This window comes from Shewanella sp. 10N.286.52.B9, from assembly GCF_002873635.1.
Lineage (GTDB): Bacteria > Pseudomonadota > Gammaproteobacteria > Enterobacterales > Shewanellaceae > Shewanella.
The window spans coordinates 1-21,754 of the sequence record NZ_MCTY01000024.1 but is presented as its reverse complement, the minus strand read 5'-3'; the positions used below and the strand labels follow the sequence as shown (position 1 = coordinate 21,754).

General features: G+C 39.8%; 21 protein-coding genes. 11 read left to right on the top strand and 10 right to left on the bottom strand.

Annotation, left to right across the window (positions count from 1 at the left end; genetic code table 11):
- Window positions 1-546: 546 nt before the first annotated feature.
- Window positions 547-3,006, top strand: a complete 2,460-nt coding sequence (locus BCU91_RS02245; protein WP_102530807.1) for a GGDEF domain-containing phosphodiesterase — start codon at window positions 547-549, stop codon at window positions 3,004-3,006.
- Window positions 3,007-3,080: 74 nt separating this feature from the next.
- On the opposite strand, the gene BCU91_RS02240 is transcribed toward BCU91_RS02245, so the two are convergent.
- Both BCU91_RS02240 and BCU91_RS02235 read right to left on the bottom strand, forming a co-directional pair.
- The gene (locus tag BCU91_RS02240; protein WP_102476612.1) at window positions 3,081-3,434 is read right to left on the bottom strand and encodes a hypothetical protein; all 354 of its coding nucleotides are present in this window, start codon (window positions 3,432-3,434) and stop codon (window positions 3,081-3,083) included.
- A gap of 13 nt (window positions 3,435-3,447) precedes the next feature.
- A complete protein-coding gene (locus BCU91_RS02235; protein WP_102436803.1) occupies window positions 3,448-3,717 on the bottom strand; it encodes a hypothetical protein in 270 nt (89 codons plus the stop codon).
- A gap of 167 nt (window positions 3,718-3,884) precedes the next feature.
- On the opposite strand from BCU91_RS02235, the gene BCU91_RS02230 reads away from it, so the two are divergent.
- From BCU91_RS02230 to BCU91_RS02215, 4 genes are all read left to right on the top strand, one after another.
- On the top strand, window positions 3,885-5,402 hold the full coding sequence (locus tag BCU91_RS02230) for an ATP-binding protein (protein ID WP_102519625.1): 1,518 nt from the start codon (window positions 3,885-3,887) through the stop codon (window positions 5,400-5,402).
- Between the two features lie 41 nt (window positions 5,403-5,443).
- Window positions 5,444-6,139 carry a response regulator gene (locus BCU91_RS02225; protein ID WP_102519626.1) on the top strand — a complete coding sequence of 232 codons (696 nt, stop codon included), beginning with the start codon at window positions 5,444-5,446 and terminating at the stop codon, window positions 6,137-6,139.
- A gap of 174 nt (window positions 6,140-6,313) precedes the next feature.
- Entirely contained in the window at window positions 6,314-7,183 is an 870-nt protein-coding gene (locus tag BCU91_RS02220) for a 6-carboxytetrahydropterin synthase (protein WP_102436809.1), read from the top strand.
- Window positions 7,184-7,233: 50 nt separating this feature from the next.
- Window positions 7,234-8,097 carry a M23 family metallopeptidase gene (locus BCU91_RS02215; RefSeq protein WP_102530806.1) on the top strand — a complete coding sequence of 288 codons (864 nt, stop codon included), beginning with the start codon at window positions 7,234-7,236 and terminating at the stop codon, window positions 8,095-8,097.
- 82 nt (window positions 8,098-8,179) lie between these two features.
- On the opposite strand, the gene BCU91_RS02210 is transcribed toward BCU91_RS02215, so the two are convergent.
- Complete coding sequence (locus BCU91_RS02210) at window positions 8,180-8,740, bottom strand: VOC family protein (protein WP_102476610.1); 561 nt, start codon at window positions 8,738-8,740, stop codon at window positions 8,180-8,182.
- Between the two features lie 84 nt (window positions 8,741-8,824).
- Window positions 8,825-9,331 carry a L,D-transpeptidase family protein gene (locus tag BCU91_RS02205; RefSeq protein WP_102530805.1) on the bottom strand — a complete coding sequence of 169 codons (507 nt, stop codon included), beginning with the start codon at window positions 9,329-9,331 and terminating at the stop codon, window positions 8,825-8,827.
- 172 nt (window positions 9,332-9,503) lie between these two features.
- On the opposite strand from BCU91_RS02205, the gene BCU91_RS02200 reads away from it, so the two are divergent.
- On the top strand, window positions 9,504-10,364 hold the full coding sequence (locus BCU91_RS02200; RefSeq protein ID WP_102436816.1) for an ion transporter: 861 nt from the start codon (window positions 9,504-9,506) through the stop codon (window positions 10,362-10,364).
- Window positions 10,361-11,869: an MATE family efflux transporter gene (locus BCU91_RS02195; RefSeq protein WP_102436818.1), complete on the top strand. Its 1,509-nt coding sequence runs from the start codon at window positions 10,361-10,363 to the stop codon at window positions 11,867-11,869. The genes BCU91_RS02200 and BCU91_RS02195 overlap by 4 nt, the downstream gene beginning before the upstream one ends.
- Before the next feature lie 149 nt (window positions 11,870-12,018).
- On the opposite strand, the gene BCU91_RS02190 is transcribed toward BCU91_RS02195, so the two are convergent.
- From BCU91_RS02190 to BCU91_RS02175, 4 genes are all read right to left on the bottom strand, one after another.
- Entirely contained in the window at window positions 12,019-12,237 is a 219-nt protein-coding gene (locus BCU91_RS02190; protein ID WP_102436820.1) for a DUF2986 domain-containing protein, read from the bottom strand.
- 205 nt (window positions 12,238-12,442) lie between these two features.
- Window positions 12,443-12,898: a hypothetical protein gene (locus BCU91_RS02185; protein ID WP_102436822.1), complete on the bottom strand. Its 456-nt coding sequence runs from the start codon at window positions 12,896-12,898 to the stop codon at window positions 12,443-12,445.
- Window positions 12,899-13,050: 152 nt separating this feature from the next.
- Window positions 13,051-13,407 carry a glutathione S-transferase N-terminal domain-containing protein gene (locus BCU91_RS02180; protein WP_102436824.1) on the bottom strand — a complete coding sequence of 119 codons (357 nt, stop codon included), beginning with the start codon at window positions 13,405-13,407 and terminating at the stop codon, window positions 13,051-13,053.
- 199 nt (window positions 13,408-13,606) lie between these two features.
- Window positions 13,607-16,780: a DUF748 domain-containing protein gene (locus BCU91_RS02175; protein ID WP_198590417.1), complete on the bottom strand. Its 3,174-nt coding sequence runs from the start codon at window positions 16,778-16,780 to the stop codon at window positions 13,607-13,609.
- Window positions 16,781-17,111: 331 nt separating this feature from the next.
- Between BCU91_RS02175 and BCU91_RS02170 the strand changes: the two genes are divergently transcribed.
- The 4 genes from BCU91_RS02170 (at window position 17,112) to BCU91_RS02155 (ending at window position 18,966) form a co-directional block, all read left to right on the top strand.
- Window positions 17,112-17,543, top strand: coding sequence for a GNAT family N-acetyltransferase (locus tag BCU91_RS02170; protein WP_102530803.1), 432 nt, complete (start codon window positions 17,112-17,114; stop codon window positions 17,541-17,543).
- A gap of 89 nt (window positions 17,544-17,632) precedes the next feature.
- On the top strand, window positions 17,633-18,334 hold the full coding sequence (locus BCU91_RS02165) for a DUF445 family protein (protein WP_102436830.1): 702 nt from the start codon (window positions 17,633-17,635) through the stop codon (window positions 18,332-18,334).
- A gap of 87 nt (window positions 18,335-18,421) precedes the next feature.
- A complete protein-coding gene (locus BCU91_RS02160) occupies window positions 18,422-18,772 on the top strand; it encodes a VOC family protein (RefSeq protein ID WP_102530802.1) in 351 nt (116 codons plus the stop codon).
- Entirely contained in the window at window positions 18,772-18,966 is a 195-nt protein-coding gene (locus BCU91_RS02155; RefSeq protein WP_102436834.1) for a DUF1289 domain-containing protein, read from the top strand. The genes BCU91_RS02160 and BCU91_RS02155 overlap by 1 nt, the downstream gene beginning before the upstream one ends.
- 103 nt (window positions 18,967-19,069) lie before the next feature.
- Here the strand turns inward: BCU91_RS02155 and BCU91_RS02150 are convergent, their stop codons facing one another.
- Both BCU91_RS02150 and asnB read right to left on the bottom strand, forming a co-directional pair.
- Window positions 19,070-19,561 (bottom strand): GNAT family N-acetyltransferase, encoded by a 492-nt coding sequence (locus BCU91_RS02150; protein ID WP_102530801.1) that lies wholly within the window; start codon window positions 19,559-19,561, stop codon window positions 19,070-19,072.
- Window positions 19,562-19,714: 153 nt separating this feature from the next.
- Entirely contained in the window at window positions 19,715-21,379 is a 1,665-nt protein-coding gene (gene asnB, locus BCU91_RS02145) for an asparagine synthase B (protein WP_102476607.1), read from the bottom strand.
- Window positions 21,380-21,754: the final 375 nt, after the last annotated feature.

Here is a 21,754-nt window from a genome sequence, read left to right as displayed (position 1 = left end):
TGTCACGCCGTGGGCGAGGGGTCGTCTCTTGATAAGAGTAAGTCCGCTCCGCCGACACAAAGACGAAAGCTTTTACAGCAATGTAGAGGTTTTTTTCGTTTTGTAATTTAATTATTTTCAGCTTTATATTGATAAAGAAAAAGAATGTTAGCTGAGTTGTCTGTGCCTTTAGAATATGACTTTTTCGTTGTCGAATTCAATTAAATATCTGCCGCTGAGTAGAACTATATTATTGAAATTATGTTTCTACGAAGTTTTATCATCGTAAGCCAATAGTAGTTACAGTATCTCGATCAGTTTATAAAGCCTATTTCAACCGTTTGCACTGTTTTAAGTAAAGAACAGCACCCTCAACTGTAACCCTCCCTTAAAACAGCATGCCAATATCAGTATCTTATAAAATCATACAAATATTTAAGTGGTTTTTTATCAGTTAAATGATCTAGTTAGCAGATCCGCGGTTTACTGATTTATTAACTTTCTGTGTGGCTATATAATCAAATGTATATATAAGTGTAAAGTCCAATAAGTAGGTTCTTTTTAGCAATGCATACAACTCAAAATATCAAAGCTTATTGGCAAAAAACCTTAGATATAACGGCAAAAGCACTGAGTACTGATGTGTGTGCCTTTTTGTTAGATGCTCAGCAGATGATGCGTTATGTGGCATGTAATGAAGAAATCATCGATAGAGATTTACGCGAATTACAGCAAATTACCACTCCAGTCATCAATAATATTCCTTTATCGGAATTAGCCACTAATCAAGTCATATCAATAACCCATAAACAAAAACAATATAGTATCCATCTGCAACCTCTTGTTGATGATTACGGTATACAACTGGGCTGCTTTTGTGCGATTTATTCTAAATTGTTATCTAAAGATTTTAACTTAGCTTTAATTAATCTCACTGTTGATAGCCTGGAACACTCTTTATCTAAGCTTCACTCCCAACAGGAACAATATCAATCCATTAACTTACAGAATTTCATTGATGCTTTTAGTGAACATATTTGGGTAAAGGATCTTGACGGTAAGTATATTGTTTGTAATCAGAGTATAGAAAAAGCTTGGAATAAAAAGACGGGTCAAATAGTCGGTAAAATGGACCATGATCTATTTGATGTTGAAACAACAAAGCTTTTTATCGAGACCGATAACAGTGCGATTTTGGCAAGAAAACCGATTGTAGTGTCTGAGTGTGAAGGCACAGATCCAAACAATAACCGTCACTGGTTAGAAACGGTTAAAGCGCCATTAATCGATAATACAAATACTATCCAAGGCGTTATCGGTATTACCCGAAATATTGGTCGGCATAGACAAAATGAAAAACAATTGTTACTGGCCGAAAGTGTGGTTGAGAACACGATTGATGGTGTATTAGTTACCGACAGAGATGGCAATATAACTGAAGTTAATAGTGCATTTTCCAATATTACCGGCTTTGAACGTGAAGAGGCTATAGGTAAAAATCCACGTATTTTAAATTCCGGCAAACATGATACTGAGTTTTTTGCCAAAATGTGGAATACCTTGCTCGTAAAAGGTAAGTGGCATGGCGAAATTTGGAATAAAAGAAAAAAAGGTGACATATTCCTCCAAGCAGCTACCATTAATGCGGTTTATGGCCAAGATGATACTATTAATTTTTTCGTAGCTGTATTTTCAGATATATCAAAGCAGAAAATTAACGAAGAAAAGCTCGAGAATTTAGCTTATTACGACAACTTAACCCAATTACCTAATCGAATTTTATTACGGTCTAATTTACAAGTTCAAGTTGAGCATGCGGCAACTAAACAATCGCAACTTGCAGTTATCATGTTCGATATTGATTTTTTCAAACATATTAACGACAGTTTAGGTCACGAGGTGGGTGATAAACTATTAGTTGAAGTCGGCCGCAGATTATCCAATATCAGTCATGATCATTGTACTGTTGGCCGCCTAAGCAGTGACGAGTTTGTGCTTGTTTTAAATGATATTACTCAGGGCGATATGGTGGCATCCCGTGTAAATCATATTAAGTCTCTAATAGAGCAGCCATTTAGATTTGATGACAGTTCTTTAATTCGAATTACCTTGAGTATGGGCGTTTCAGTTTTCCCCCATGATTCTGTAAATAGCGAAAACTTATTACAAAATGCCGATACAGCGTTACATATAGCAAAACAAAGTGGTCGTAATACAGTGACCTTTTACGATTCAGCTATGACAATGAACTCAGTAGCGCATTTGAAAATCCAAAATGCTTTACACGAAGCCATTCAAGAGCAGCATTTTCATTTAGTTTATCAACCTAAATTATCGTTGAGTAGTGGTCAATTGGTGGGACTAGAGGCGTTGATCCGTTGGGAGCATCGGGAGTATGGTTTTATTTCACCAGCTGAGTTTATTCCTATTGCTGAAAAAACCGGTTTAATTCACGAAATTGGTTTAGTAGTACTTCGAATGGCTTGTCTTCAAGGCAAGCAATGGCTTGATAATGGCTATCATTTTGGTCGGATTGCGGTTAACGTTGCCAGTATACAATTTCAGCGCAGTAATTTTATCGACAATGTCGCAATGATTTTGCAAGAAACTGGAATGCCTGCTAGTTGTCTTGAGTTAGAGATGACTGAAAGCTGCATGATGTATGAACCTGAAAAAGTGATCAGTGATTTAAAACGCTTGGGGGACATGGGAATTCAATTATCTGTTGATGATTTTGGAACCGGTTATTCATCGTTAAGTTACCTTAAAAAGTTACCTATTAATGTGCTTAAAATCGATCAGTCTTTTGTCTGCGATATTCCATTTGATAGTCATAATACCGCAATAGCCAAAGCTATTATTGTGTTAGGTCATGCACTTAATCTCGACATCATTGCTGAAGGGGTAGAAACTAAAGAGCAAGCGGCTTTTTTATTGGAAAATGGCTGCGATCAAGCACAAGGTTATTATTTTAGTCGTCCGCAATTAGCATCAACACTCACGCCTCTCTTAACAAACAGTAAATAAAAGTCCTTAAATTTTGTTTATAGGCGATTATTTAAGGACTTTACTGTAATAGAAAAGTCCACTTTTAAACTGATTTATGCGTATATATCTATTGTGTTGCTGATATCATTTTCGGTTGAAGTGTTTGCTATTTCAGTTAACGTTGTTAGAAATACGTCTCCCATATCATCTTTTGATAAGGTTTCAGCCATAGGTTTTAGCTCATCTAACGCTAATTTCAAAGACTCATGCTGCTCTGGGGTTAATGCACTTAACATTGATGAAATATCAGCTTGTTGTTCTTCAGTTAAGGTCGATACTGCTTTTTCTAGTCCTGGTGGAGTGCTTCCAGGTGGCGGTGGACCTTGTGGTCTTTCAGGCTTGCTGCTTGATTGCGTGTTTAGCTGACTTTGTTGTGCCGAGATGTTATTGCTCATTAAGACTTGCATATCAGGCTCCTATTTATTGACCACGTTTTTGTTTATGTTCTGGCGGTGTGTGGTTATTAGGTACAGCAACGAGTTCTTCATCGATTAAAATACAGGTGGCTTCGATTTCATCGCCTTTTGGCGTCGTGAAGCTAACTTGATCTTCAGCGTTTTTATTTTCACAGATTGCATAAGCTTCTTGTGGTGGTTTACGCATTTGACGGTTTTTTTCTTGTGCGATGATATTGGCTGACATCAATGTCAGTAAAGGAATAAGGGCAAGTAAAGAGGCTATTCTTTTCATTTTTAATCCATCCTAGTGATAACGATATGACTTTTTATTAAAGCCTTTGTTTGATTCATCATTAGGTTAGCAATTAAATATGCAGTAATTGTGCAGATTTCATGGAGATTACAGCCAAGTCATTGTTGTTGCTAGTTTGCAGCCTTGTAGGTCGATATACTTAGTTTATGAAAATATCAAAGAAATTATTTTTAGCCTTTGTGGGCTTAACTAGCATAGTGTTACTTGCGACGTTATCGTTAGCAAGGTGGAGCTTTGATCAAGGCTTTCTAAATTATATTAATACCCTAGAACAAGAACGTTTAGCTCGTTTATCAACTGCAGTGGCTGATTTGTATCAACAGTCAGCTTTTAATTGGAGTAACATTAGCTTAGACCAATATAAGCAATTACTCAGACTACATTCACCAGGGCCGGCTCCAAGGCATTTGGGGCGAAATGATTCATTGTCGAATAGGCAAGGTATACCACACCCAGATCGAAGACCGCCACACTTATCTGAACATCGAAAACCCGCTAAAGGCTTTGAGCCAGAACACCGGCAACCGCCGCCTCATAAAAGACCCGACAGCAAAAGAAGGGATAGAGAGGTGAAGCCTCAGGTGCGCTTTGGACCTCCTACAGCAATTTACAACTTAGAGAATAAGTTACTTGCCGGCGTGGCTATCGATGACCGTAATAAGGCAACTTATGTTCCTGTTACCTATAAAGGAGAGCTTATTGCTAAGTTATATAGCTCACCAATCGTTAAGGTTAATAGTGAATCTGCAGCTATTTTTTCGCAACAACAGCTTTGGACCACACTCTGGATAGGTTTGGGCTGCTTGTTATTGGCAAGTATTATTTCATGGCTGTTAGCTCGGTTCTTATTAGTGCCAGTGAAAGAGGTGGTTAAAGGTATTTCCTTTCTTTCAAAGGGCAATTATAGCGAACGTTTTACTCAGCAACGTCAAGATGAATTAGGTCAATTAATGAATGACATTGACCATTTAGCGATGATTTTAGATAAAAACCGTACTGCAAAAAATAGATGGTTTGCCGATATATCACATGAGCTTCGAACCCCCTTAAGTATTTTGTGTGGTGAAATTGACGCCATTAAAGCGGGAATTCGTCAATTTGATCAACAACAACTTGAGTCACTAGAGCAAGAAGTCATGCGCATCAAACATCTAGTCGATGATTTGTATCAGCTGTCTTTATCTGATGTCGGTGGACTTAAATACAATATCCAACCGATGGATCTCACTGAGTGCATTTCAGAAACAATAGCCTCATTAGGCAATAAAATTTCTGCTAAAGGGTTAGGCTACCGTTTTAACCATATTGAGCCGGTATTAATCAATGCTGATAAAATGAGAATTCAGCAACTAATTTCTAATGTTTTATTAAATTCAGTCGCTTATACAGACTCTCCAGGTAGTATTGATGTCGATTTAATTCAGCAAAATACCAAGGTGCTGATATTAATTAATGATACTAAACCTTCAGTAGCGACAGACGATTGCGAGCTACTATTTGAGGCGCTTCATCGACAAGATAGCTCTCGGGTGCGCCGTAGTAATGGCGCAGGCCTTGGACTCACGATTTGCCGAAATATTGTAGAAGCCCATAAAGGGACAATTACCGCAAGGCCTTCTAATCTTGGCGGTTTATGTATTGAGATTGTATTGCCATTGGCCTAGCTACTTGGCTGTTGTTACAAGTAACGGAGTATTCATAGATCATGAATAATCATTATCAAAATAAACGCGTATTGATTGTAGAGGATGAGCCCAAAATAGCCCAAGTGCTTGTGGATTTTTTAACCCTTGAAGGCTTTGTCACTGCGGTTTTACACGATGGGCTTGATGCTGTCGCAAGGATCCAAAATGACGCTATTGATTTTGTCATTTTAGATTTAATGTTACCGCACAAAGATGGCTTGACTATCTGTAAAGAAGTGCGGTCATTTTCAAACGTGCCGATTTTGATGTTAACTGCGCGCGTTGAAGAGATTGATCGTTTAATTGGCTTAGAAATTGGCGCTGATGATTATGTCTGTAAACCTTTTTCAGCAAGGGAAGTGGTAGCAAGGGTTAAAGCAATTATTAGACGAATGGAGCCTAGCGCTCAACTTGCTGAAGATGAAATAGCCTATAAGCATCTAGTGATAAATCTTGAGCGTTTTAAATGCCACGCTGCTAGCGTAGAGGTCGATTTAACCCCCGTTGAGTTTAGGCTTTTGCATACTATGCTTAAAAGACCGGGCGTGGTGCATTCCCGTGATAGTTTAATGCAAGTTTGCTATGTCGATGACCGCGTTGTGAGCTCTCGCACCATTGACAGTCATATCAAAAACTTACGTTCAAAATTATTACTCAATAATAAACAAGCTGATTTACTGCACTCTATTTACGGTGTGGGTTATAAAATTGAGTAGTTTTCCTTTTACCCCTATTAATTGTGCTTATGAGTTTTTTACTATATTTGCTGATGTTTCTCGCGCCTTGGTCTGCTTTTGTTTAGAATAGCTTTAATTTTAGGATCCCCTTAGCCATCGCTATTTGGGACACTTTTAAACTGAGACGGACTGTTTTTCTGTCTAGGAGCTTGAATGCAACTGTTTGTAAAAGATTTAACCGTAATCGACTTTTCTTATTTATGTCCAATTCGGGGTATGGTGGGCGAAAGCTGGATTGTTGATGTATTGCTTGATGGTGGTTTAGATGAGCAAAATATGGTGCTCGATTTTTCTAAAGTCAAAAAGACCATCAAAAGCACCATTGATGATGTAGCAGATCACCGACTATTAATACCTACCGCATGCAGTGACGTTCGTTGGCAGCAGCAGGGCGACAGAGTATGGATGGATTTCACCAGTCAGCAAGGTGATATTCATCTGGCATGCCCATCACAAGCCTTTGCGCTTATACCTACTGAAGTTATCGATTTTGAAAGCGTTAATGCCTTTTTAATTAAAGCATTACGTCAGGCACTGCCTGATAATGTTCAAGGCATTAGCTTAACTTTGCGCACCGAAGTGCTTGAAAGCCCTTATTACCACTACACCCATGGTTTACGAAAGCATGACGGTAACTGCCAGCGTATTGCTCACGGTCACCGTAGCCCTATAACTGTGTTTGAAAACGGCATTGCTGCGCCTAAATGGGATAAATACTGGGCCGATCGCTGGCAAGATATTTACTTAGGCAGTGAAGAAGATGTTGTCTCTGTGCACGCCTTAGCATTATCACCGCAAACCCGTATCTCTGATGACAGCCATTTGGGCTTTCATTATCAAGCCCCACAAGGTGACTTTCAATTGGCAATGCCAAAAGCGAATTGTGACATAATTCCCCACGACACCACCGTTGAGTTGTTAGCACAATTTATTGCTGACACTATGGCTGCTAAATCTCCAGATTCTGTGTTCAAAGTCATTGCCTTTGAAGGTGTGGGTAAAGGCGCCATCGCCGTTAAGTAAACTTAGCATTTTGAGTGTGAGCTGAATTAGCAAGGATTAAGGTTATTTATATGTTTTTGAAGGGATTAAAACTATCTTCATTGGTTATGGTTACGCTGTTTTCTGTTGCCAGTTATGGCAGTATTAATTTACAAGGCAAGTTAGAGCAAGGCGCGTTAGTGCGTGGCACTGTTCCTGCTGGTAGCGCAGTCAAGCTTAATGGCGAAGTGGTAAAAGTGACTCCAAAAGGCCAATTTGCTATTGGTTTTGAGCGCGAAGCAAAAACAGAGCAGCTGCTAGAAGTGACTTATCCTGATGGGTTAACACAACTTAAACCACTGACAATTGCGAGCCGTGAATATAAAATTGATCGCTTAACCGGCATTAGTAAAAAAATCATGCAGCCAGATCCTGTGGCGCAAGCTAGAGCTGCAAAGGACTCAAAGCAAACTCGCGCCGCACGTAATGTGTTCAGTGAGCAAGATGCCTTTATGCAAGCGTTTATCTGGCCGGTAACTGGCAGGATTTCAGGGATTTATGGTAGTCAGCGATTTTACAATGGTAAGCCGGGTAACCCGCATTATGGTGTAGATGTTGCCCGTCCTACGGGAACGGTTGTCGTGTCTCCGGCTGATGGGGTTATTACCTTATCAGTGCCAGATATGTTCTATTCAGGTGGCACGTTAATCATTGACCATGGATATGGTATTAACTCGACTTTTTTACATCTGAGTAAGTTATATGCCAAAGAAGGTGATGTGGTCACTCAAGGCCAACCACTAGCTGAAATTGGTGCGACAGGGCGGGTGACTGGACCGCATCTCGATTGGCGTTTGAACTGGTTCCAAAAGCGTCTGGATCCCGTGTCAATTGTGCCGTCAATGGAGAGTGTGCTTGCGGCTGAAAACAAGGCTAAAACCGCAGAAAAGCAATAAGCCAATATTACGACAAATAACCCTTCTTAAACAGGGCTGGTACTTAAAGCCGTTATGTTAATAACGGCTTTTTTATGCCGTTTTAATTTAGCTCGCTCGCAATAATGGCTTCGATCCCTAATGGATGCACTTTGACGCAAATGCCCTCGGCTTTAAAGGCAATTGTGGGATTGGCTAAGCGTTCATTATCCCCTTTAGGCGAGCTTTGCTTAACTTTAATGGCTGTTTCACCAGCGATGATAGGGGCGAGTGTCGGTACTTTTTCAACTAACTCGGTAACTAATTGCTCGCAGGTTTGTGCAGTAGAAGGCATGACTAGCTCAACATGTTCCCAGCCTTCAACGGGATAGCTTTTATCTGATGGGTAGGGCAGCTCAACACAAGTAACGTTTTTATCTGCCAGTGTCAGTGGCTGGGTCAGTTTAATGATCAATATCGGTCGGCCGTTAATCATATTATTCGAAATCACTTCACCGTGCTCACTGAATTGCTCTGTGAGTAATTTTGCTTTATCTGCGTCATTGACTCTTAAAGCGCAGTGATCACATTCAAGAGACAGTTTATCTAAACCAAGTTGGCTAATGAAGGCCTCAATGCGTGCGCTAAATTCTGGCCAAGTTTCTATTAAATAAGGGTAATTCATCGGTAGTATCCGTTTGTATAGGCTGGAGTATTAGTCGCACTCAACCGCTATCACGATATTGTTAATATTATTAAGCTGTGAAGGTTAAGGCCAAATTTCGATTGGGGTGCCTTCTTCGATGACTCGCCACAACTCATCCATTTCTTTATTAGTCACCGCAATACAGCCGTTAGTCCAATTGTATTGCTGAGCTTGTTCAGGGGGTAATTCTGAGTTGGGGTTTTGACCGTGGATCATAATCATGCCGCCAGGACTAACACCTAGGGCATTGGCACGTAATTTATCTTCTTCATTAGGGTAAGAAATATGAATTGATTTATAAAATGCACTGTCTGACTTTTTATAGTCTAAAACATAGCGGCCTTGGGGAGTGCGTTGATCGCCTTCTTTAAATTTATGGCCTTGTGGGGCATCGCCCATGGCAATTTGATAGGTTTTTAATACCTTGCCTTGCTGGTAGATAGACATTTTAGCTTCTGACTTGTTCACAATAACTAAATCAACTTTTGCTTGAGTTAATTTATCAACAGACGCAAGAACCGTACTAGACTGTAAAATGACGATAAAAATAAGGGATTTAACCAAGCGCATGCAGACTCCAAAAAAGCAGGATTTTCTAATTTGTTTTATGTTAATAATGTTAACATGAGTATCAGTTCAAAATATGCTTCGCATAAAAATGATTAGAGCAGATATCGTTAGTGATAATACCTTACTTTTTCCTTAGGGCGGTATTAAATTTAAGTGGATTGTAGAGTAACCCATGACGTTAGAAGATAAACACGATAACCATTATAAAAAGCAAATCCGAACCATTATATTTGGTACCGATACCCCTTTGGGTAAAGGCTTTGATATAACACTGATTATTTGTATTTTACTCAGTGTAACGCTGATTGTCTTAGACACGATAGATAGCGTTCATGCTCAGTATGGCCAAGCGATTTATTACGCTGAATGGGGGTTTACTTGGTTATTTACCTTTGAGTATTTGCTGAGAATATACGGCTCACTTAATCGCTGGTCCTATATGCGTAGCTTTTATGGCATTGTGGATTTAATGTCAATTCTGCCAAGCTTTTTAGCGCTGATTATCCCAGGAGCCAATATTTCATTGGCCTTTAGAGTATTACGGTTATTCAGAATTTTCAGAGTGTTAAAGTTATTACGCTATTTAAGTGAAGGCAATATTTTACTTAAGGCGATGATCCACGCTAGACGCAAAGTCTTCATCTTTTTCTTTTCAGTGAGTCTGATTATTATGGCGCTGAGTGTGGTGATGTATGTGGTTGAGGGGCCAAGTAACGGGTTTACTTCGATCCCTAAGTCCATGTATTGGACTATCGTTACCATAACCACGGTTGGATATGGTGATATCACTCCGCAAACCAATTTAGGCCAAGCCATTGCATCGCTGACCATGTTGATAGGTTATTCTATTATTGCGATACCAACGGGAATATTAACTGCTGAAATTTCCCATGAAATGGGCGCAGAAAGAGAACTGAATAAAGATTTAAGAAAATGCAGTAACTGCGGCGCTCGTGGTCATCAATTACATGCATTGTTTTGCCATCACTGTGGCAGTGAGTTAGAAATCAGCAACCTTGAAGGGGAGTCATGACCGAAGCTAAATTTGTTCAAGGGCCAATATTTCGTCATATATTGGTTATGAGCTCCACCGCCGCAGTGGGAATTTCTGCGCTGTTTGTGGTGGATTTATTAGATATCTTTTTCCTCAGTTTGCTCGGTGAGTTGGAATTAGCTGCCGCCGTGGGTTATGCCGGGGCGATTTCTTTTTTTACGACTTCAATTGGGATTGGTTTATCCATTGCGCTTGGGGCGCTTGTCTCCCGTGCTGTTGGCGCTAAAAATATGGTGCTAGCTAAAAGAATGTTGCTTAACAGCGCGTTGATCTCTCTGCTAACCAGTATTTTTGTTGCGATTGTGGTGTTTATATTTATTCCCGAGTTACTGGCTCTCATTGGCGCAACGGGGAAAACTGCGGTGTTGGCGCAAAGTTATCTGCAAATTTTGGTGCCTTCTTTACCTTTTATTTGTTTAGCTATGGCGTTAGGTGGCGCTTTAAGAGCCATTGGCGATGCGAAATTGTCCATGTTGTCTACCTTAGCGGGTGGCGGTGTAAATCTGGTACTAGATCCGATATTCATTTTTGCCTTAGGGATGGGCATTGAAGGCGCAGCAATTGCCTCAGTTATTGCCCGAATTGCGGTATTTGTGGTCTCTGCCAGAGGGGTCATTGTGAAGCATAAGATGTTAGGTCAGTTTAACCGTCAGCATTTTGTTGAAGATATTAGCATTGTTTATTCCATTGCTCTGCCTGCGATGATTACCAATGTGGCGACACCAATTGGTAACGCGGTGGTCACTAAAGCGGTTGCTGATTTTGGTGACAGTTATGTTGCTGGTTGGGCGGTGCTTGGTAGGTTAATCCCCGTAAGCTTTGGGATGATTTTTGCTTTAAGCGGCGCAGTAGGGCCTATTATCGGGCAAAACTATGGCGCGCAAGAATTTGAACGAGTAAAAGAAAGCTTAACTAAGGCGATTCAATTTTGTTTTGTTTACGTGTTAGTGGTGTCGTTATTGCTGTTTTTATCCAGAAATGTGATTGTGTCAGCCTTTGATATGAAAGGTGACGCGGCAGATATTATTTTGTTTTTCTGTAAATACATTGCAATATTTTTCGTGTTTTCAGGGGTGTTATTTGTCGCTAATGCCGCATTTAATAATCTTGGTAAACCCAAATACTCAACTTTTTTTAATGTAGGTAAAGCGACCTTAGGCACCATTCCTTTTGTTTATTTTGGCGCGCAAATGGGCGGCGTATACGGCGTATTAATTGGTCAAGCGATTGGGTCTATTTTATTTGGTGTTGGCGGAGTGTGGTTGGGTTATCGTTTGGTTGATAAGCTTCAAGCGGCTTCACAAGGGCCTCAGCAGCTAATTAAGCCACAGACCATTGATGATGAGATTGAATTAGAAATGAGCCCGACCAGCTCACCTCAGTCGTCATCATATATTCAGTTAGCGCAATTAAACGAAGAGCCATTGTGTGAAGAGATTGTCCGTGATGGGGATTTAGATAACCCGCGAACGCCGAAAAGCTAGTGCATCACAGATTGACTCAAGTCGCTGTCTGAATGCTGCCTTGTAAAACTCAATGGGCAACAAGATGTAAAAAGCCCTCAACATAGTATGTTGAGGGCTTTTTTAATAATCTTTTTATAAAGGTCTTTTTATAAAAACCTTTGTGGCGATTAAGCTTGGGTATTTTCCTTGGCTTCAAGCACTTCAGCTGCAGAGTTGTTGTCTGCTGCTAACAATTGTTGCTCTTCTTCTAAAGCAATTCGCGCTCGCTCAGCTTTTGAAATATAGCCAACCTTTGGATTTTTTTGCGGATTATCCGGCGTAATTTTATTTTTTTTGGCTTTAGCCCGCTTGGCGGTCTTTTTTATCATTAGCTGTTTTCTGTTCATGATACTTGGTAACTCTTTTAAAAAGTGCCAGCAGGGCACGATTTGGAAAATAAAATTAGCTAGTGGTGCGCTAAGCTAAATGTCTTGAATAGCGCTAAGTTTAGCGCAATCTACTATGGGTATACAGTATAACTGCGTTATTTATTGATCTTGTGCTAATTAGCCAGTTTGAATGTTAATGGAATTAACATTTAGGCACCAAAGGTTAATACTTACGGCTAAATTTCTGAATGTCGGCTGCAGTTGCACCATCATTGCATTCGCCTCGAATCTCACCTCTGCCTTCACTGACATTGCGATGAAGTACAATATAGCCTTCTTTACAGTAGCCATTCATATCGAGGGTTTTCTCTAGACCTAAATCCACCTGAGCACTCCATAGCGCCAAAAAGTCGGCTCGACGCTCCTGTTCTCTTGCATAACTGCGGGCATCTTGCTTACGGCGATCAACACGCTGCTGATGTGGCAGTGGATCTTCTATACCGCGGTCTGTTGCATTAGCGACCTTAGCTTTATAAGTAAATAGTTTGATGCCTTCGCCTTTTATTGATGAGCTAAAGGTATCTCTATATTTACCTGCGAATAATTCGGGATCGGGTGCTTGGGTTGCACATGCACTGAGGAGTAATGTACTGGTAAGCGTAAATAAAAACTTGAACACTAAATTAATCCTTCTGGATTTTATCTGTAAAAAATAGCTGTCAGATATTGGCGATGGATGATTGGGGGCTTGAGGCTGCTTGTTATCAAGGGCGTAAAACAAATGTACTGGCTTAAATCAATTCAAGCCAGCAGTTATCTCAATAAAAGCGCTTAAGCGTATTGTTTCGATAAATAAGCAATAATGTCCTTAGACTCATACATCCACTGAGTTTGACCATCTTGTTGTATTTTTAAACATGGCACTTTTAAGTGACCGCCTTCATTAACCAGTTGCTGTTTATGAACGTCTTGTTTGGCATCAACTGTAGCAATATTAAGGCCTTGGCGGCGAATTGAACGGCGCACCTTAACGCAAAAAGGACAAGCGGCATATTGATAAAGGGCTAACGACTTTGTTTGCTCATCAATTTTAGCTTGTTCAATGATAGGTCGCTGACGCTTTTTAGGAGGGAAAACAAAGTTAAGTAATAAGATGATACGGCCAAGGATCCAACGAATGACAAACATACTGCTTCCTTAAATATTCAGTTTTAATAATTGATCTTGTTATTTTATGTAATGGATTAAACAGCTTTTGCGATAATCCATTTTTACCGCAATCCATTTTGCTACAGTTTACGTGATGTTTATCACAGAGAACAGCACTGTATCTATTACAGTGCTGTTCTAAAATGTTAGTGACGCTCTGTTTTGAATCGAATTTTACTTAGTTAGCATCCAGACTTAAGGTCGCTAAGGCCGCATTTTTGTCGGTATTGACTCTGCTTTCTAAAATAAACACTCGACTTGGGTCGATTTGAGCCTGCTCTACCAAAAAGGTTTTAACCGCGTTAGCACGTTGCTGAGCTAATTCGCCGAGTTCGTCTTCTGAGATATCTTGCTGATTAAGAGTAAAGTTATATAAAGCGATGTGCCAGCGAGTTTGAAGCTCGACACTGTCAATTTGTGGGTGCTCTTCACTAATGGCTTGTTTAATTAACTGCGGATCTAGTTGTAAATCTGATTGATATAAAGCTATTAATGCGTCAGTTAATGGCCCTTGCTGAGGGTATTGGCTAGCAGATAAATCCGCCGGTAATTCCTCTGCGGGTATTTGTGCTAATTGCGCCAGCTTTTGATGTAACTGCTGTACTTGCAAGGCTTGTTGGTCGTTAACTAAATCAACGTCACCTCTAACATTAAGCTTCAGTAGCGGTCTATCGTTAAGGGCCTTTGCCAGTGATGTTAATGTGCTTTGCTGCTTATCAGTAATATCAAATTGACCATAATCAAATGCAATTTTATCCATCTCGTCATCATCACCGCCAACTAAACCTGCCAACAGTGAAAACGGCGCTGTGATGGCTTTGGTAATGACGTTAGTGATAGCGGTCATCACAATGCCGCCAATGCTGAAACTTGGCGAGTCTAAATCACCATCAACATCAACCCCGAGGTCTATCACACCATGTCGGTCTTGTAATAGGGCAATGGCTAAGGTGATAGGCAAAGAAGTGGCGAGGGAGCTATTCGTGGGTTTACCCAGTTGTAATTGATCAATAACCAAATGATTACTACCCACTAATTGATTATTTTCTAGCTGATAATTAAGCGCTAGCGACAATTGGCCCTTGTCGATGTAATAGCCCGCGTAGGTACCAGAATAGGGGTTAACTGAAGTGAGCTCCACCTTATTAAAGGCTAAGTTTAAATCAAGGTATGGGTTAGCTAATAGCGGGTTTACATCGCCTTTTAACGTCACAGGGGCATATTTATCGATTTTACCGGCTAAATCAACTGAAGCTCTAGTGTCTGGATTGGAAGATAATTGGGTGATCTCACCATTAAGTTGCTCAATTCCTGAGGCAAAGTTTGGTGTTAATGAATTATCGGCAAAGAAGGCGGAGCTATCTTTAAAAGCAACTCTATAAATCGATAAGTTAAATGCTGCTTCAGTGGTATCTGAGGTGGCGACTTGGGCGTTGATTTGCGCTTTTGCCTCATTGTTTGAAGATAATGCGGCCTCTGCAGGTGCTGTTTCAGGTGCTGTTTCAGGTGCTGCTTCGGTGACGATCGTACTATCAGCGGGCTGAACTTGGCTAACGACTAAGTCGGCAATGTTAGTGCTTCTATCTTCAGCAATGATCAAACGGCTAAATAGGGTATCAAACAAGATTTCATCAATGGACAGGGATTTAGCGTGTTGATCAAACTTAAGCTCACTAACAGTCATCGCTTGCCAGTTTAGCAGTGGCTGTTTAAGCAAATTATCTTTTATCTTTAAATCAATGATTGAAGCTTGGCCTTGATAGATTAATTTATCCTTAGTATCCGCACTGATATGACCTTTGGTACTGAAAAAACCGGATTCAAGGGTGATGTTCATAAATGGCGATATATAGGGCTGTAACTTAGCTAAGCTGGCATTTTGATAATCAAGTTCGGCTTCTAAATTGATATTTTTAGCATCAAATTGGCCGCTAGAATCAATGCGGCTTTGATTATTGATATCAACGCCCATCTGGTAGCTTAGGGGTAATGATAGATCAGATTTAAATTGCTCTGTTGACAGTGATAAGCCACTAAACAGCCAATAATTTTCAAGCTCAGTGGCAACACTTTCAGTGACTTCAATTTTATAGTCACTTAGGTTCAGTTTATTTAACGTGACTAGCCATTGTGGTTCACTTTCAGTATTTGAGTTTGGCTCAATGACGTCAGTGTTAGCGTTTTTAGGTGCATTAATCGTTGAATTAGCTGCAGGCTCTGAGGTGCCTAAAATGTGCTCAAACTGTTCAAGTTTTGGTGAGAATAAATTCACGAAATTGATATTCTCTGGCGCTGCAGTAAGCCAGAAGTCAGCATTGTTTGTTTGCAGCTCATTGATATCAATGCTGCGCTTGGCCGTTGATACGGTTATCCCATTAAGAGCAAGTAAACCAATACTGGCGACGTTTCTGTTAGCATCTTTGGCGGTTAAATTTTTTAGGGCAAAATCAGTGTTTGTTAGTGAAACTTCTATTGGGGTGTCAGGGCTTTTTTGCGTGATTAAAAAGGTGCTATTGAGCTTGATATCAGCTGATGTCAGGCTAGCCTCAAATAAGCTATCGATCAAACGCCAATAAGGCGTTACTGACAGTGAATTGACATCCAATTGGCCACTAACTATCAGTGGGCTAAGTTGCACTTGGCCATTGAGGGTAATTTTACCGGTTTGATTATCATCAAGCTTCAATGAAAATTGATTGGCGTTAGTGCTGCTATCTAATAGCGCCGTGGTGCTAAATTGCTTTAGTAATATTGATATCTCGTTATAGCTTAAAGCTGAATCGGTAATGGCATCGGTAATCTTAATATTTGCATTGGCAAAAGTGAAATTGTTGATGTTGAAGGAGATAGGGTCACTGTCATTGGGCTCTGGTTTAACTTCTTCATCAATCGAATTGTTGGCTAAGGTGGTGACAATATCTGAAAAATTATATTGGTAAGCACTATTAGAACCGTTAGCGCTTGACGCAAATCTTGCTAAGGCGACATCAGTACCATCAATAGTCAGGTAGTCTAGTGATACATCTAAGTTAAAAAGAGACTTCCACACCATAATATCGGTGGCAATATGGTTAATGTGCATGAAGGTGTTAGCTGTGTCATCTTCTGCGATATTGATGTTATCGACACTCAATTCAAAGCTGAAAGGGTTAATCTTGATGGCTTCAATGCTGACATCTCTACCGAGTAAAGCTGATAGGCTTTTAGGCAGTTGTTTTGTTGCGATAAAAGGGATTAATAATCCTAATATCATGACAAAAATCAGATACAACATCGCAGTGTAAATGACGATTTTTTGGTAACGAGGGCGCTGTTTGAATGCTAATGTTAACGCTTTTAAAGATGACTTCATAAACATCGAGCCTATTGCTGAATAATGGCTATAGTTGAATTTAGACATTTTAACCAAATTAAGGTTCAGTTACTCGTCGGTTTTAAAACTTTTTTACAATTTATCTTCATTTGCTTTTTAAATAGACAATTGCGAGGTTACAAATTAAGCTTATGTATTAATGAATAATTTCTTCATTTAGATTTTTGGGCTGCTGTGGTATCAAATTACCTGTCTTGGTTAGCTATATAGATTAATCAATGCTTTATCTCGTGGTGTAATAGCCAAGGGTAATTTCTTACTCAGATGTAGCAACTGTATGGTTTGATTCTCTTAAAAAAAGGATGCAAGGATGCAAATTAGACTCGCTTCTGAACTTGATCTCAATGTTCTAGTCACATTATTTGATGATTATAGGCAAAGTTTAGGCTTTAATGCTGAACCGCAAAAATGTCGCCACTTTGTTAACTCCCGTTTAGCTGAAAATGATTCGATGATATTCGTGGCGTTAGAAGATGAACAAGCATTAGGCTTTGTTCAGTTATACCCATCCTATTCTTCTTTATTATTAAAATCGGTTTGGTATTTTGATGATGTGTTCGTTGCTGAAGAGTTTCGAGGCAAGGGGATCGCGACTGCTCTGCTCGATAAAGCTAAAACGTTAGCACTAGGCACAGAGGTCCTTTTTGTAAAACGAACTCAGGTCAATAAAAATGAGCTAAGCTCAAGCTTGACGAATATGACTGAAGTTGAGGGAATGTACCTTTACCACAGTGAACCTTAGTTATAAATTTTATTATTGAGTCAGCCCCTAGTATAACCTTTGGAAATTGATAAAATGCCAAAGGTTTTTTTATGTCCGAGGATTTTAGATTGAACAAGAGTTTAATAGTCAATGTCATCGCCGCTGCATTAGTTGTTGCGGGGCATTTTTTAGCTTTACCAGTGGTTTTTACTATTGGTTTATTTGCCTTGTCAGGCGCAGTGACAAACTGGCTGGCAGTGCATATGTTATTTGAAAAAGTACCAGGCTTATATGGCTCAGGTGTGATCCCATCTCGCTTTGAAGAGTTTAAAGGTGGCATTAAGCATCTGATGATGGAGCAGTTTTTTACTCAAGAAAATATTGATAGATTACTGACGGAAAATAATGCTTCAGCAATAGACTTAACACCCGTTATTGAAAAGGTGGATTTAGAGCCATCATTTGATGCGTTAATCACTACAGTAGAGCAATCATCATTTGGTGGAATGCTAGCAATGTTTGGCGGTACAGAAGCTTTAATACCGTTAAAAGAGCCTTTTATCGAAAAAATGAAGCTATCGCTGACTGACCTTGCTCAAAGTGAAGCGTTTAATCAAATCCTTATAAACGAGTTAGAACAGCCCAACGTGATGGCGGACTTACAAGCGAAAGTCGCAAATATTGTTGAGCAACGTTTAAATGAATTAACCCCAGAAATGGTTAAAGATATTATTCAAGAAATGATCCGTAAACATTTAGGCTGGCTGGTTGTTTGGGGCGGCGTATTTGGCGGTATCATTGGTGCTGTAGCGGCGTTAGTACAAGCGTAAGTTTTCTTGCTTTGCTCGATTAATAATCGACAATAGTCCTAATCTCCACTACTTTTAAGCGAGTGAGTTTAAATTGAAGGAGTGCCAATGTCCCAGCATCATAAGATTAACTATATCGAATTACCGGTTAAAGACTTGATCAAGACAAAGGCATTCTTTACCGAAGCATTTGGTTGGCAATTTAAAGATTACGGCCCTGAATACAGCTGCTTTTTAGATGTAGGTATTGAAGGCGGCTTTTATGTTGCTGATGAAAACTTCAAGGTGAGCTGTGGTAGCCCACTTATCGTGTTATACAGCCAATGTTTAGAAACTAGCCAGCGGAACATTATTGCTGCTGGTGGCAGTATTGTTAAAGCGATATTTAACTTTCCTGGCGGAAAACGATTTCATTTTGACGATGTTAACGGCAATGAATATGCCGTTTGGTCAGAATAATGATCGCCTCCAGTGGCCCGAATGGCCCACGTAATCCTTGTATGGCAAATTGCTGCTTAGATGAAGCTGATATTTGTCTTGGTTGCCACCGAAGCTATGATGAAATTCTTGCTTGGCATACTATGAATGATGCTGAAAAATTGGCTTTAGTTGATAGTTTAAAAATTAGGGCAGAGCAAAGAAAGCCCTATTAATCGAGCGATTAAATTTATGCTGATTAAAAAGCGCTGCTAAACGACATGTTTAGCAGCGCTTTTTGGATAATGGGGCTTTTAAATCATCATGGGTTTAGAGTTATTATTCGATCTCAGTTTTGAACAGTTTGAAGCCGCGAGCTTGATAATTGAGTAAGGCACTAGGATGATCTAAAGAGCAGGTATGAACCCAGACGCGTTGGGTGCCTGAAAGTGTCCATGCATTCTCAATGGCTTGGCTTAGTAAATAACCGCCCATTCCTTGGCCGATAAAACGATTGCCTAAACCAAAATACATGATTTCAACGTTACCCTGTGCTTGTTGTTGCAGCTCAAAGTAGCCCGCTGGTGAGCCTTGAAAATAAGCCACATACAGATGCAAGTTGTCAGCCTCGCTGTAAGCTTGCCATTGCTCATCAGTCCAAGACAACTTGTCGGTCCATTGCCAAGCACTCCCCACAAACTGATATAAAAATTTATTAAATTCAAATTGTTGTTTTTCAGCTTTGATGACGGTGAGATCTTTAGCATCTAATTTGGGATTGAATTGTTCAAGGCAAAGCATTTCAAGATGAAAAATGGAAACGGCAGTCATAGTGGCTTTTTATATGGTGGAAGTTGTAGCTGCAGTTTAACTGGAAACGAATAAAGTTTGAATTGAATCATTAATGAAAATTGGTGAACAGTAACTAAAACAGCCACCTATAATTTAGATGGCTGTTAAATGACTTATGACACTAGATTATGCTTAATAAGCACTGTCATGCACATTTTTAACGGCACGGCCTGATGGGTCGTTAATGCCTTGTAAGCTTGCATCCCAAAGTAAGGCTTCAGGGGTTGAGCAGGCTACCGTTTTGCCTCCTGGCACTGTTTCGGCTGCGGTTTCTAGGGGGAAGAACTCTTCAAAGAAACAGCGGTAGTAATAAGCTTCTTTAGATTCTGGGGTGTTGTATGGGAATCTAAATTTAGCATTTGCGAGCTGCAAGTCATCAACTTGTTCTGCGGCAATATCTTTTAGGCCGTCAATCCATGAATAACCAACACCATCACTAAATTGCTCTTTTTGACGCCATACCACTTCATGGGGAAGAGCGTGTTCAAAGGCTTCACGTAAAATGTTCTTTTCAATGCGGCCATCTTTAGACATCTTGGCTTCGGGGTTAATGCGCATTGCCACATCCATAAACTCTTTATCTAAGAATGGTACACGGGCTTCTAGTCCCCAAGCTGCCATGGCTTTGTTAGCACGCAAGCAATCAAATAAATGTAATTTATCCAGCTTTCTGACTAATTCTTCATGGAATGCCTGTGCATTTGGCGCTTTATGAAAATACAAGTAACCACCAAATAATTCATCAGCCCCTTCGCCTGACAGTACCATTTTAATACCCATAGCTTTAATTTTACGGGCCATTAAATACATAGGTGTCGCCGCACGAATGGTGGTGACATCATAAGTTTCTAAGTGGTAAATCACTTCTTTAATCGCATCTAAACCTTCCTGGAAGGTGAAATGAATTTCATGGTGAATAGTGCCAATTGAATCAGCAACTTTTTTGGCAGCGATTAAATCTGGTGCGCCTTCAAGTCCCACTGCAAATGAATGCAGTTGCGGCCACCAAGCATCGGTTTCACCGTCGTTTTCGATACGATGCTTAGCATAAGTTTGAGTAATCGCTGAAATTACCGATGAATCTAGGCCGCCAGATAACAATACCCCATAAGGGACATCAGACATTAATTGACGTTTTACAGCGGCTTCTAGCGCATCACGTAATTCTTCTTTGCTGGCTGGGTTATCTTTTACTGCGTCATAATCACACCAGTCACGGTGATAATACTGGGTTAAATCGCCATCTTTTGAGAAATGGTAATGGCCTGGTTTAAATTCTTCAACGGTTTTACATACTGGCATTAGAGCTTTCATTTCTGATGCAATATAGTAGTTACCTAAGCTATCGCGGCCTGAATACAATGGAATAATCCCCATGTGATCACGGCCAATTAAGAAGGCATCTTGAGTTTTATCGTAAAGCACAAACGCAAAAATACCGTTTAATTTATCTAAAAAATCGACACCGTATTCTTGGTATAAGGCCAAGATAACTTCACAATCAGAGTTGGTTTTGTAGCGGTATTTGTCGCCTAACTCAGCTTTCAGTTGTTTGTGGTTATAAATTTCACCGTTAACCGCCAGCACAATGGTTTCGTCTTCACTGATTAATGGCTGAGCGCCATGATCGACATCGACAATGGCAAGTCTTTCATGGGCAAGAATGACTTTATCATCGGCATAGACACCAGACCAGTCTGGTCCACGGTGACGCAATAGCTTAGACATTTCTAAAGCCACTTGACGCAATTCTTTAGCGTCTGATTGGATATCTAAAATCGAAAAAATTGAACACATAATGTGGCTCCAGCAAATATCAGGTTAAATCTAATTTAAAAGGTCACTTAAAATTGATGATTACAAACTTAAGGATCTGTATCTGAAATCTACTTTGACAGCATTTTTATCAGTGTACAAACTCTTTTGTTGAATTATTCTTGTTAAATTAGCCTTTTGGTTCGGAAAAATCTAACTTTGAAGCTATCAATTTTGAGGATCGTTTAAATATAGTGAGTTTTTGTTGAGGTATCTATATTTAACGGTGTGGATATAGACTCAGATTTTATGATTATGGAATCAAAATTAATAAATAAAAAACCAATAAAAACATTGTTATTTTGGTTGTTATTTGTACAAAAATGCCGCTTTATGATTAACACAAAACGGCATTGC

Excerpts from the sequence above, each read along its gene's own strand:
- BCU91_RS02245 (WP_102530807.1), top strand. The coding sequence starts at position 547 with ATGCATACAACTCAAAATATCAAAGCTTATTGGCAAAAAACCTTAGAT.
- BCU91_RS02240 (WP_102476612.1), bottom strand. The coding sequence starts at position 3,434 with ATGCAAGTCTTAATGAGCAATAACATCTCGGCACAACAAAGTCAGCTA.
- BCU91_RS02235 (WP_102436803.1), bottom strand. The coding sequence starts at position 3,717 with ATGAAAAGAATAGCCTCTTTACTTGCCCTTATTCCTTTACTGACATTG.
- BCU91_RS02230 (WP_102519625.1), top strand. The coding sequence starts at position 3,885 with ATGAAAATATCAAAGAAATTATTTTTAGCCTTTGTGGGCTTAACTAGC.
- BCU91_RS02225 (WP_102519626.1), top strand. The coding sequence starts at position 5,444 with ATGAATAATCATTATCAAAATAAACGCGTATTGATTGTAGAGGATGAG.
- BCU91_RS02220 (WP_102436809.1), top strand. The coding sequence starts at position 6,314 with ATGCAACTGTTTGTAAAAGATTTAACCGTAATCGACTTTTCTTATTTA.
- BCU91_RS02215 (WP_102530806.1), top strand. The coding sequence starts at position 7,234 with ATGTTTTTGAAGGGATTAAAACTATCTTCATTGGTTATGGTTACGCTG.
- BCU91_RS02210 (WP_102476610.1), bottom strand. The coding sequence starts at position 8,740 with ATGAATTACCCTTATTTAATAGAAACTTGGCCAGAATTTAGCGCACGC.
- BCU91_RS02205 (WP_102530805.1), bottom strand. The coding sequence starts at position 9,331 with ATGCGCTTGGTTAAATCCCTTATTTTTATCGTCATTTTACAGTCTAGT.
- BCU91_RS02200 (WP_102436816.1), top strand. The coding sequence starts at position 9,504 with ATGACGTTAGAAGATAAACACGATAACCATTATAAAAAGCAAATCCGA.
- BCU91_RS02195 (WP_102436818.1), top strand. The coding sequence starts at position 10,361 with ATGACCGAAGCTAAATTTGTTCAAGGGCCAATATTTCGTCATATATTG.
- BCU91_RS02190 (WP_102436820.1), bottom strand. The coding sequence starts at position 12,237 with ATGAACAGAAAACAGCTAATGATAAAAAAGACCGCCAAGCGGGCTAAA.
- BCU91_RS02180 (WP_102436824.1), bottom strand. The coding sequence starts at position 13,407 with ATGTTTGTCATTCGTTGGATCCTTGGCCGTATCATCTTATTACTTAAC.
- BCU91_RS02175 (WP_198590417.1), bottom strand. The coding sequence starts at position 16,780 with ATGAAGTCATCTTTAAAAGCGTTAACATTAGCATTCAAACAGCGCCCT.
- BCU91_RS02170 (WP_102530803.1), top strand. The coding sequence starts at position 17,112 with ATGCAAATTAGACTCGCTTCTGAACTTGATCTCAATGTTCTAGTCACA.
- BCU91_RS02160 (WP_102530802.1), top strand. The coding sequence starts at position 18,422 with ATGTCCCAGCATCATAAGATTAACTATATCGAATTACCGGTTAAAGAC.
- BCU91_RS02155 (WP_102436834.1), top strand. The coding sequence starts at position 18,772 with ATGATCGCCTCCAGTGGCCCGAATGGCCCACGTAATCCTTGTATGGCA.
- BCU91_RS02150 (WP_102530801.1), bottom strand. The coding sequence starts at position 19,561 with ATGACTGCCGTTTCCATTTTTCATCTTGAAATGCTTTGCCTTGAACAA.
- asnB (WP_102476607.1), bottom strand. The coding sequence starts at position 21,379 with ATGTGTTCAATTTTTTCGATTTTAGATATCCAATCAGACGCTAAAGAA.